Annotated in this window: 12 protein-coding genes; 1 reads left to right on the forward strand and 11 read right to left on the reverse strand. The window is 65.9% G+C overall.

Annotation, left to right across the window (positions count from 1 at the left end; all coding sequences use genetic code 11):
• From AC1Q9M_RS25380 to AC1Q9M_RS25430, 11 genes are all read right to left on the reverse strand, one after another.
• Positions 1 to 290, reverse strand: a 290-nt coding sequence (locus AC1Q9M_RS25380) for an ATP-binding cassette domain-containing protein (protein WP_492436401.1), incomplete at its 3' end; no start/stop codon positions are given.
• A gap of 192 nt (positions 291 to 482) precedes the next feature.
• Positions 483 to 1,808, reverse strand: coding sequence for an ABC transporter substrate-binding protein (locus AC1Q9M_RS25385; RefSeq protein WP_492436403.1), 1,326 nt, complete (start codon positions 1,806 to 1,808; stop codon positions 483 to 485).
• Positions 1,809 to 1,866: 58 nt separating this feature from the next.
• Positions 1,867 to 2,943: a branched-chain amino acid ABC transporter permease gene (locus AC1Q9M_RS25390; RefSeq protein WP_444689018.1), complete on the reverse strand. Its 1,077-nt coding sequence runs from the start codon at positions 2,941 to 2,943 to the stop codon at positions 1,867 to 1,869.
• 11 nt (positions 2,944 to 2,954) lie between these two features.
• Positions 2,955 to 3,884, reverse strand: a complete 930-nt coding sequence (locus AC1Q9M_RS25395) for a branched-chain amino acid ABC transporter permease (protein WP_444691315.1) — start codon at positions 3,882 to 3,884, stop codon at positions 2,955 to 2,957.
• Positions 3,885 to 3,932: 48 nt separating this feature from the next.
• Positions 3,933 to 4,730 carry an ABC transporter ATP-binding protein gene (locus tag AC1Q9M_RS25400; RefSeq protein WP_382322018.1) on the reverse strand — a complete coding sequence of 266 codons (798 nt, stop codon included), beginning with the start codon at positions 4,728 to 4,730 and terminating at the stop codon, positions 3,933 to 3,935.
• Between the two features lie 35 nt (positions 4,731 to 4,765).
• Positions 4,766 to 6,712, reverse strand: a complete 1,947-nt coding sequence (locus tag AC1Q9M_RS25405; protein WP_492436406.1) for an AMP-binding protein — start codon at positions 6,710 to 6,712, stop codon at positions 4,766 to 4,768.
• Entirely contained in the window at positions 6,709 to 7,059 is a 351-nt protein-coding gene (locus AC1Q9M_RS25410) for a hypothetical protein (protein ID WP_444689016.1), read from the reverse strand. Before AC1Q9M_RS25410 ends, AC1Q9M_RS25405 begins: the two co-directional genes overlap by 4 nt.
• Positions 7,059 to 8,243: a methylmalonyl Co-A mutase-associated GTPase MeaB gene (meaB, locus tag AC1Q9M_RS25415; protein ID WP_492436408.1), complete on the reverse strand. Its 1,185-nt coding sequence runs from the start codon at positions 8,241 to 8,243 to the stop codon at positions 7,059 to 7,061. The genes AC1Q9M_RS25410 and meaB overlap by 1 nt, the downstream gene beginning before the upstream one ends.
• A gap of 14 nt (positions 8,244 to 8,257) precedes the next feature.
• Positions 8,258 to 9,901 (reverse strand): acyl-CoA mutase large subunit family protein, encoded by a 1,644-nt coding sequence (locus tag AC1Q9M_RS25420; RefSeq protein ID WP_492436411.1) that lies wholly within the window; start codon positions 9,899 to 9,901, stop codon positions 8,258 to 8,260.
• Positions 9,898 to 10,293 carry a cobalamin B12-binding domain-containing protein gene (locus AC1Q9M_RS25425; protein WP_492436413.1) on the reverse strand — a complete coding sequence of 132 codons (396 nt, stop codon included), beginning with the start codon at positions 10,291 to 10,293 and terminating at the stop codon, positions 9,898 to 9,900. Before AC1Q9M_RS25425 ends, AC1Q9M_RS25420 begins: the two co-directional genes overlap by 4 nt.
• A gap of 7 nt (positions 10,294 to 10,300) precedes the next feature.
• Complete coding sequence (locus AC1Q9M_RS25430) at positions 10,301 to 10,858, reverse strand: TetR/AcrR family transcriptional regulator (RefSeq protein ID WP_444689012.1); 558 nt, start codon at positions 10,856 to 10,858, stop codon at positions 10,301 to 10,303.
• Between the two features lie 208 nt (positions 10,859 to 11,066).
• Between AC1Q9M_RS25430 and AC1Q9M_RS25435 the strand changes: the two genes are divergently transcribed.
• Positions 11,067 to 11,203: acyl-CoA dehydrogenase family protein (locus AC1Q9M_RS25435; protein WP_492436416.1), on the forward strand; the 137-nt coding region annotated here is incomplete at its 3' end.

Below are 11,203 nucleotides of genomic sequence, written 5' to 3' on the forward strand. Positions count from 1 at the left end.
CGCCCCTCCATGACCTGGACCACGCCGCGCTGCACGAGGTCGGCGGGCGAGAGGTTCTCGATGCGCTCGCCGCGCAGCTCGATGCTGCCCTTGGTGACCTCGCCGCGCTCGCCCTTGAGCAGGTTGGAGATGGCGCGCAGCGTGGTGGTCTTGCCCGCGCCGTTGCCGCCCAGGATGGCCGCGATCTGGCCCTGGGGCACCTGCAGCGAGACGCCCTTGAGCACCAGGATGACGTGGTTGTAGATGACCTCGATGCCGTTGACGTTGAGAACGGTGTTGGGCGTGTTCATGGAGATTCCGATTCCTTGGGGACCATTTGCCAGGGCGGCGCGCCACCCTGGCAAATGGCGGCTGGAAAAACCAGCCGCAGGAACGAACCACCACCGCAGCGCGTGCCCCATCCAGGGACACCGAGGGTCCGGCTCTGCCGGCCCCAGGTGTCGCCCCCTGGAGGGGGGCGCGCGCAGCGCGGCGGGGGTGGATCAGGACTGGCAGTCAGCTGGCGTGCGGCGCGTCAGCTTCTTCTCCGCTGCGTACTTGTCGCCGGCTGCCTTGATCATGGGATTGAGCAACGCGGGATCCGCATGCAGCCACTCCGAGCTCACCTCCCACTTGGAGCCGTTCCACGTGTAGGCGCGCGCCGCCGAGGGGCCCATGTGGTCCTTGCAGCTGGTGGACAGCGGTTGCATCACATCCGCGATGCCGAGTTCCGCCAGGCGCTTGTCGTTGATCTGCAGGTTCTCGTACCCCCATCGAGCCTGGGCCGGCGTCATCACCTGCCCCTTGCCAAACTTCTCCTGCGCCCGGCGCACGCCTTCCACCGCCACCATGGCGTTCATCAGACCGCGCATGTACAGGGCTTCGCCGACCTCTTCCTTCGGACCCGAGCCCTGGCCCTTGGCGTGCAGCTTCTCGCGCACCTCCTTGGCAATGGCAGAGTCAAACCCCGGGCCGGGCAGCACGAGCACCGCGCTGTAGCCTGCGGCGCCTGCCACTTCCTTCACGTCGGAGTCGGAGCCGGACGGCCAGACACCGACCACATGGTCCCGCGGGAAGCCGGTGGACTGCGCCTCCTTCAGGGCGGTGGAGTTCATCACGCCCCAACCCCAGAGCAGCACGAAGTCCGGGCGCGCGCGGCGGATCTGCAACCAGGCGGCCTTCTGGTCCACACCGGGATGCGACACCGGAATGGCCGTCAATTCGAAGTCGTGTTTCTTGGCGCGCGCGGTCACCACGGGAATGGCTTCCTTGCCATAGGGGCTGTCGTGGTACAGCAAGGCGATCTTCTTGCCCTTGAGCTTGTCGACCCCACCCAGCTTCTGCGCCACATACTGGACCTGCGTGTCCGCCGAGGCCCAGTGGCTGCCGCCAATCGGGAAGCTCCACTTGAAGACCTCGCCGTCGGCGCTCTCGCTCAGTCCGTAGGCCGGCGTCAGGATCGGAATGCCATCGGCCATGCCGCGCTCCGTCAGGGCCAGCGTGATGCCCGTGGACATGGTCTGGAACACCGTGGCGCCGCCGTTCTTGCCCTTCATGCGCTCGTAACACTCCACGCCCCGGTCGGTGGCGTAACCGGTTTCGCATTCTTCCCAGGCGATGCGCACGCCGTTGATGCCGCCCTTGAGGTTGGCCAGTTTGAAGTAGTCGACAAAACCGTTCGCCCAAGGCGATCCGCTGGGCGCATACGGGCCGGTGCGGAAAGTGAGCAAAGGGAAATACTGTTGTTTGTCTTGGGCGATGGCGTTGGTGGACATGCTCGGGGCGAGCAGGGCCAGCACCGTCGCGAAAGTCGCGCAGGTTTTCTTCATGGTGTCTCCAGATGTTGTGTAGGTTTTCGCGTGGCCGGGTTCGTGACCCCTTAGGGAGTCAGTGAGGAAATGGCCAGATCCTCAACTTTTGCTTTCCGAGTGACCAGAGCTTGCCGAGCCCGTGGGGCTCGACGATCAGGAACCAGACGATCAAGGCCCCGAACACCATGAACTCCGCGTGCGACACCGCGACCGTGGAGATTTCGACGCCCACCAGCGCCCCGAGGGCGGGAAGAACCTGGTTGAGAACGATGGGCAGCACGACGATGAAGGCCGCGCCGAAGAAGCTGCCCACGATGGAACCCAGGCCGCCGATGATCACCATGAACAGCAGGCGGAACGAGACATCCACAGAGAAGGCCGCGGGCTCCCAGGCGCTCAGGTGCACGAAGGCCCAGAGCGCGCCGGCCACGCCGATGATGAAGCTGCTCACCGCGAAGGCGCTGAGCTTGGCGTACATCGGGCGGATGCCGATCACGGCGGCGGCCACGTCCATGTCGCGGATCGCCATCCACTCGCGGCCGATGGCGCTGCGCACCAGGTTCTTGGCCAGCAGCGCGATGACCGCCAGCACCGCCAGGCAGAACAGGTACTTGCCCGCGGCGCTGTCCAGCGACAGGCCGAACACCTGCAGGTTGGAGACCGAGACGGAACCCGAGGGCGTGTCCAGCGTGAACCACTTGATGCGCAGGAACATCCAGTCGGCGAAGAACTGCGCGGCCAGCGTGGCCACCGCGAGGTACAGGCCGCGCACGCGCAGGCTCGGCAGGCCGAACAGGATGCCGAAGGCCATCGCACACAACCCACCCAGGATCAGCGCCGGGACCAACGGCATGCCGGGCACGCGCACGAAGAAGTTGTAGGCGCCGTAGGCCCCCACGGCCATGAAGGCGCCCGAGCCCAGCGAGATCTGGCCGCAGTAGCCCACCAGGATGTTCACCCCCAGCGCCGCGAGCGACATGATCAGAAAGGGGATCAGGATGGCGCGCAGCAGGTACTCGTCCGCCAGCAGCGGGACGCCGATGAAAGCGAATGCGATGAGGCCCCAGATCAGCCAGCGGTCCTGCGCGATCGGGAAGATCTGCTGGTCGGCGCGGTAGGTGGTCTTGAATTGACCGTTTTCACGATAGAACATGGCGGGCTTTCTCAGACTCGATCAATGATCTTTTCGCCGAACAGGCCCTGGGGCCGGAACAGCAGGAACACCAGCGCCAGCACATAGGCGAACCAGATCTCGATGCCGCCGCCCACGAACGGCCCGAGGTAGACCTCGGAGAGCTTCTCGCCCACACCGATGATCAAGCCGCCGATGATGGCGCCGGGCACCGAGGTGAGGCCGCCCAGGATCACCACCGGCAGCGCGCGCAGCGCGACCGTGGTGAGCGAGAACTGCACACCCAGCTTGGAGCCCCAGATGATTCCGGCCACCAGCGCGGTGATGCCCGCGACGAACCAGACGATGACCCAGATGCGGTTGAGCGGGATGCCGATGGACTGCGCGGCCTGGTGGTCGTCGGCCACGGCGCGCAGCGCCCGGCCGGTGGCTGTCTTCTGGAAGAACAGCGACAGCGCGGCGACCAGCAAGGCGGCCACGCAAGCCGCGTAGATGTCTTCCAGGTTGAGCAGCACCCCACCGTCGAACGTGCCTTCGAACAGGATCAGCGGATCCTTGGGCATGCCCACGTTGATCGGATAGATGTTCGAACCGAAGATCGTCTGGCCCAGGCCGTCGAGAAAGTAGCTGATGCCCAGCGTGGCCATCAACAGGGTCACGCCTTCCTGGTTCACCAGGTGGCGCAGCACCAGCCGCTCGATCAGCCAGGCCACGAGCCACATGAGCGCACCGGCGAGCACGAAGGCCGCCACGTTGGCCAGCACCCGGCTCTCGATGCCCAGCCAGATCGGAATCCACTCGGAGAAACGGGCCATGGCCAGGGCGGCGAAGAGCACCATGGCGCCCTGGGCGAAGTTGAAGACGCCCGAGGCCTTGAAGATCAGCACGAAGCCCAGCGCGACCAGCGAATACAGCATGCCGGCCATCAGGCCGCCCAGCAGCGCTTCAAGAAAAAATGCCATGGTCAATTCCGTTCGCGAGAAAAGGTCCGTCCAGGGGTGCCGTGGTCATCAATGACTCGTGCCGAGGTAGGCGCTGATGACCTCCTCGTTGCGGCGGACTTCCTCGGGGGTGCCGTCGCCGATCTTCTTGCCGTAGTCCAGCACCACCACGCGGTCGGAGATGTCCATCACCACGCCCATGTCGTGCTCGATCAGCACGATGGTGGTGCCGAACTCGTCGTTCACGTCCAGGATGAAGCGGCTCATGTCCTGCTTCTCCTCCAGGTTCATGCCCGCCATCGGCTCGTCCAGCAGCAGCACCTGCGGCTCCATGGCCAGCGCTCGGCCCAGGTCCACGCGCTTCTGCAACCCGTAGGGCAGCTGCCCCACCGGCGTCTTGCGGTAGGCCTGGATCTCCAGGAAGTCGATGATGTGTTCGACGAACTCGCGGTGCGCTTCTTCTTCCTTCTGCGCCCCTCCGATGCCGAAGGGGTTGCGGAAGGCCTGCGCGAGCAGCCCGCTCCTGATGCGCAGGTTGCGCCCGGTCATGAGGTTGTCGATCACGCTCATGCCCTTGAAGAGCGCCAGGTTCTGGAAGGTGCGCGCGATGCCCATCTCGGCCACCTGGCGGCTGTTCATGTGCCTGAAGGTGCGGCCGCGAAAGCTGATCGAGCCCTCCTGGGGCTGGTACACCCCGTTGATGCAGTTGAGCATGGAGCTCTTGCCCGCGCCGTTGGGCCCGATGATGGCGCGCACCTCGTGCTCGCGCACGTCAAAGCTGATGTCGGTCAGCGCCTTGACGCCGCCAAAGCGCAGGCTGATGTTCTGGACGTTGAGGACGACGTCGCCGATCTTCTTCTGTGTCATGGTCGGGTGTGGGGTGTTCGGGCTCGGGCGGCGGCTCAGGCTGCGGCCTTGACGGGGGTGAAGGTCTTCGCGTCGCTCAGCTTGAGCGTGGCGCTGACCGAGCCGGTGCGCCCGTCCTCGAACTTCACCTGCGTCTGGATGTACTGTTCGGCCTTGCCGCCGTACAGCGCCTCGACCAGCACGCCGTACTTCTCGGCGATGAAGCCGCGGCGCACCTTGTTGGTGCGGGTGAGCTCGCCGTCGTCGGCGTCCAGCTCCTTGTGCAGCACCAGGAAGCGGCTGATCTGGCTGCCCGCGAGCAGCTCGTCTCGGCTGAGGTCGGCGTTGACCTTCTCCACGCATTCGCGGATGAGTTCGTACACCTCGGGCTTCTGCGCCAGGTCGGTGTAGCCCGCGTAGGGCAGGTTGCGCCGCTCGGCCCAGTTGCCCACCGCCTCGAAGTCGATGTTGACCATCACGCAGACCCGCTCGCGCTGATCGCCGTAGGCCACGGCCTCCTTGATGTGGGAGAAGAACTTGAGCTTGTTCTCCACGTACTTGGGCGCGAACATGGCGCCGTCGTGCGCGCCGCCCTTCAGCCGCCCCACGTCCTTGACGCGGTCGATGATCTTCAGGTGCCCCGAGGCGTCGATGAAGCCCGCGTCGCTGGTGTGGTACCAGCCGTCGGCGGTGAGCACCTCGGCCGTGGCGGCCTCGTTCTTGTAGTAGCCCTTGAGCAGGCCGGGCGACTTGACCAGGATCTCGCCGGTCTCGGAGAGCTTGATCTCCACCCCCTCGCAGGGCACGCCCACGGTGTCGGCGCGGGCCTCGTGGTCGGGCTGCAGGCAGACGAACACGGCCGTCTCGGTGGAGCCGTAGAGCTGCTTCATGTTGATGCCGATGGAGCGGTAGAAGCTGAAGAGGTCGGGCCCGATGGCTTCGCCGGCGGTGTAGGCCACGCGCACGCGGCTCATGCCCAGGTTGTTGCGCAGCGGGCCGTAGACCAGCCAGTCGCCCAGGCGGTACTTGATCGAGTCGAGCAGGCCGATGGGTTTGCCGTCCATGCGGTCCGGGCCCACGCGGCGGGCCAGCGCCATGAAGCGGTGGAACATGCCGCGCTTGATCGCGCCGGCGTCTTCCATGCGGATCATCACGCTGGTGAGCAGGCCTTCGAAGATGCGTGGCGGCGCGAAGTAGTAGGTCGGGCCGACTTCCTTGAGGTCGATCGTGACCGTGGAGGCCGACTCCGGGCAGTTCACCACGTAGCCGGCCACCAGCCACTGCGCGTAGCTGAAGATGTTCTGCCCGATCCAGGCCGGGGGCAGGTAGGCCAGGATCTCGTCTTCGCGCGTGAGCTTGTCGAACCTGGCGCCCACGGTGGCGCGGTTGATGAGGGTCTGGTGGGTGTGCACCACGCCCTTGGGGTTGCCGGTGGTGCCGCTGGTGAAGAACATGGCGGCCACGTCCTCGGTGCGGCCCAGCTCCACCTGTTCGCGAAACAGCTGGGGGTGGGCCTTGGCGTGGGCCTGGCCGGCTTCGATGAGCGAGGCCATGCTGCGCAGGCCGGGCTGGTCGTAGTTGCGCAGGCCGCGCGGGTCGTCGTAGTAGAGGTGGCTGAGCTGCGGGCAGCGCTCGCGGATCTCCAGCATCTTGTCGACCTGCTCCTGGTCTTCCACCACGCAGAAGCGCACCTCGGCGTTGTTGATCGGGAAGATGCATTCGGCGGCCACCGCGTCCTGGTACAGCGGGATCGGGATCGCGCCCAGCGACTGCGCGGCCAGCATCGTGGCGTACAGGCGCGGGCGGTTGGCGCCGATGACCACCATGTGCTCGCCGCGCTGCAGGCCCGCCTGGTGCAGCCCGCAGGCCAGGCGCTCCACCAGCTCGGCCATGCCAGCCCACGTCGTCGTCTGCCAGATGCCGTATTCCTTCTCGCGCATCGCCGGCCGCTCACCGTGTTCGGCCGCCTGCGTCAGCAGCAATCGGGGGAAAGTCGTGTTCACAGCTTTTCTGCCTTGGCAACGGGGGGGCTTCGGAAACCGATCGCGGCGCGCTCGACATCGGCGCGCAGCGCGCCGTCTTGCTCCAGGGGCAGCACGCCCTTGCAATAGGTCCATTGCTCGGTGCTCACCGGGGCGCCCAGTTCAACGGCGTCCTTCAAGCGCAGCAGCGCCAGCCGCCTGTGCTTGAACTTGATGCTGCGGTCCAGCAGCGCCAGCGCGATCGCCTGGCTCTGCAGCTTGAGCGCGGGTGCGGCGTCCGTGCCGCTCCCCGCGCGCGCCAGGCGCTTGAGAGACCGCAGGCGCTGCCGTCCCCGGCCATGCAGTGGCGCTTCTGAAAGCACACCCATCACGCGCCCTCACCCATCGCCGCTTCGACGGACCGGTCCAGCACGTAGACCGTGCCATGCAGCAACGCGATGTGTTCGCCGTCGCGGGCCCGCGTGATCTTCACCTGATAGCTGCCGATCTTGCGCGAGCGAGAGACCTCGTGCGCATGCGCCACCAGCCATTCGCCTTCTTCGACCGCGGTGGAAATGCTGAGCTGGCCATCCACCAGGGTGGCGATCTTTCCGTACGAGTTGCAGGCCAGGCCCAGCGCCATGTCGCCCAGCGCGAAGAGCGCGCCGCCGTGGCAGCGGTCGTTGAAGTTCATGTGCTTGCGCATCACCTTCATGCGCAGCGTGGTGCTGCCCATCGATGCCGCCACGAGTTCGATGCCAAGCAGACGGGCCATGTTGTCGCCCTCGATGCACCGGGAGACCAGGTTGTAGGCCGACTTGGCGCCACCGGCCGCGTGGCGTCGGCCGCGCTCGCTTCGCGCATCCAGCCAGTCCACCAAGGCATCGGTGCCCTCTTCGCCGGGCGCGGACACGCGCATCACCTCCGGCGTCAGATCTTGTGAGCGCCGCAGCGTCAGCATGGCCAGCAGCTCGGATTCGGTCTTGCGGGCGTCGGGCAGATCGGCCTTGGTCACGACGAAGATGTCGGCGATTTCCAGCACACCGGCCTTGATCGCCTGCACATCGTCGCCCAGCCCGGGCGGGCACACCACGACGCGCGTGTCGGCAAAACGCGTGATTTCCACTTCCGATTGGCCGGCACCCACGGTTTCGACGATCACCACGTCATAGCCCGAGGCGTCGAACAGATCGATGACATCCCCCGCGGCCACCGACAGGCCGCCGAGATGGCCGCGCGATGCCAGCGAGCGGATGAAAACGCCCTCGTCGCTCTGGCGCTCGCCCATGCGGATGCGGTCGCCCAGGACCGCGCCGCCGGTGAACGGACTCGAGGGATCGATGGCCACGACGGCGACCGTCCTGCCCTTTTTTCTCAACCCCTTGATCAGCACCGACACCAGCGTGGACTTTCCACCACCGGGTGGCCCAGTGACACCGATGACGTGCGCCCGGCCCTGCGACGCCGCGACGGCGCGGCGCACCTCGACGGCCATCTCGCCGCCGTTTTCCAACGCGCTGATGGCTTGTGCAAGGGCGCGTCGATCGCCGCCCAGCGCCTTTTGAATGGACATGTTGCTCACGGCGCTCACACCACCGTCAGCGGTTGACCAAAGCCCAGTTCCTTGCGCAAGGTGCCGCAGATCTCGCCGTGGGTGGCACCGACTTCGGCGGCCGCCACCACGTGCTCGAAGACGTTGGACTTGGCCGTGTTGGCCGATTTGGCCAGGGCACCGATCGCCTTCTCGACGTCCGCGTTGGAGCGCGATTTCTTGAAGTCGGCCAGGCGCCCCAGGTACGACTGCATGCGCGCCGCGTCGGGGTACTCCAGGGAGGGGTAGGTCGCGGGGTCTTCCTCGACCTGGTACGCGTTGACGCCCACGATGGTTTGCTCGCCCGCGTCGATCTTCTTCTGGAAGGCCAGCGCGGACTCGCCGATCATGCGCTGCACGATGCCTTTTTCCACCGCCTGGTACATGCCGCCCACTTCGTCGATCATCGAGATGATCCCGTTGATCTTGGCTTCCATGTCGTTGGTGAGCGACTCCACGTAGTAGGAGCCACCCAGCGGGTCAATGACGTCCGTGAGATGGGCCTCTTCGCGCAGGATGTTCTGCGTGGCCACCGCGATGCGCGCGGCTTCGGCGGTGGGGGTTGAAAACACCTCGTCGTAGCCGTCCGTGTGAAGCGATTGCAGGCCGCCGAAGATGCCGGCCATCGCCTGCGTCGTGACCCGGGCAACGTTGTTCAGCGGTTGCTGGCGGGTCAGGTCGACCCCGGAGGTCTGGCCATGGAATTTGAAGCGCCAGGAGCGCGGGTCCTTGGCGCCGAAACGCTCGCGGCACAGCCGGGCCCAGATGCGGCGGCCGGCGCGGAACTTGGCCACCTCTTCGAAGAAGCTCACCGAGACGTCGAAGAAGAAGGTGAAGCGCGGCAGAAACTGGTCCGGGTCCATGCCGGCGGCGATGCAGTCTTCCGCGTACTGGATGCCCGAGCACAGCGTGAAGGCCATGGCTTCGGCCGGCGTCGCGCCCGCCTGCTGCATGTGCTGCCCGACGATGGACAAGGGGTTCCAGCCAGGCACGTGCTTGTTCGCGAAGGCGATGTGGTCCACGATGACCCGGCGCGCGCCCTGCAGCGCCAGGCGGAAGAACATGTGGTTGGCGACGAAGTGCGAGATGCAGTCGCTCTGGTTCGAGGTGCCCGTGATCTTGGTCCATGGCACGCCGCGGCGCTTGGCGACCGCCAGCTCGAAGGCCAGCAGCGTGAACGGCGTCGGGTCGTTCATGGCGGTGGACAGTTCGCCAATGGGCACACCGTCGAGGGCGACCCGCATGTCCTCCACATGGTTGATGACCGTGCCGCAAGTGCCGAGCAGTTCCGACGGCACGTCGTCCGCGTCGTAGCCGCGGAACACCGAGTTGCACGGAATCAGCGACAGCGCGGACGCGCCGAGGTCGAGGATCTCCTTGACCCGCAGGTTGTAGTCCTCGGGCACGCCCAGGCCGATGAGTTGGCGCTGGGACCAGCTTCGACCTCGGTACATCGTGGCGTAGATGCCACGCGTGAACGGGTACTGGCCGGGATAGCCCAGCGCTTCCTCATAGGGTGCGCCGGTCTGGTCTTGGGGGGTGTACAGCGGCTTGATGCCGATGCCGGAACGGTTGTAGGTGGTCGTTTCGCCGACGACGCCCTTGGCGAACTCGGCTTCCCATTGCGCGAGGCCGTTCATGTCGATGCCCCCAGGATGGCGCGGCGCTTTTCGGACAGCGCGCGCACCGACACAACGACATCGTCCAGCGAGGTGCCGGGATGAAACACCTGAGCCACGCCACACGCCAGCAGCATCGCTTCGTCCTTGGCGGGCACGATGCCGCCGACGATGACCTGCACATCGGCCAGCCCGGCTTCGCGCAGCGCGGCCACGAGCTTGGGCACGATGAGGTGGTCGGTGGCGAGCGAGGAGATGCCGATGACGTCGGCGTCCTCTTCCATCGTGAGCTTGACGACGGTGGGTATCTCCTGCCAGGGCGGGGTGTAGATCACCTCCATGCCCGCATCCCGCAGACAGGCCGCGATCACGCGGCTGCCCCGGTCGTGCCCATCAAATCCAATCTTTGTCACGATCACCCTAGGTGGACGTTCGGCCATCTTGCATTTCCTTCACTAGCCCCACAAACTTTCGCGCGAGAACGCGTGGGGAGTCGCGTCCATCGGGGTTGAACCACAGCGTCGCCCAGTTGAGCGAGCCAATCAGCATCAGGCGCAGGGCACGGCGGTCCGTGCCCGCGGGCAGCGGCAGTTGCGCCACGACATGGCGGAAGACCTGTTCGTAGCTTTCGCGCAGCTCCCGCAGACGATCCGCGGCCTGGGGAATGTCGTCAGGCAGCACGCGGATCAGCACCTGGGCGTAATCGCTGTCGCGCAGAACGGCTTCCAGGTGGGCCCTGCACAGGACCTCCAGACGCACCCAGGGATCTGTTTCCTTGGCCACCGCTTCGGCGGTGGCCTCCTCCAGCGCTCGCACGCCCGCTTGATAAACCGCGAGCAGCAACTCTTCCTTGGAGGGGAAGTGGTAGTAGAGCGAGCCGGGCTTCATGTCGACCTCGACGGCGATGTCTCGCATGGAGGTTGCCGCGTATCCGCGGCTCGCGAAAAGGCGCGCCGCGGCGTTCAGCAACTCCGGCAAGCGGTTGTCGGTTCGCGGTGATCGGGAAAGTTTGGAGCTTGTCATGAATAGCGAACGTTCGTTAGGTATAGTATGGAATAGGAATGAGGTGATGTCAACGACGGGGGTCAGAAATTCCCCCGGTCGACACCGCAGATCGTATTCAGTGCAGAAAGCGCCGTCGCCCAGGCGGTGCTCGCAGTTCAACGCCCTTCAAGGAGATCCCGACATGCAGTTGCCCGGCCTGAACTTCCAGCTTGGAGAAGACATCGACGCGCTGCGCGACGCGGTGCGCGATTTCGCGCAGGCCGAGATCGCGCCGCGCGCGGCCGAGATCGACCGCGCCGACCAGTTCCCCATGGACGT

This window comes from Hydrogenophaga sp. GW823-FHT04C09 (genome assembly GCF_058796355.1).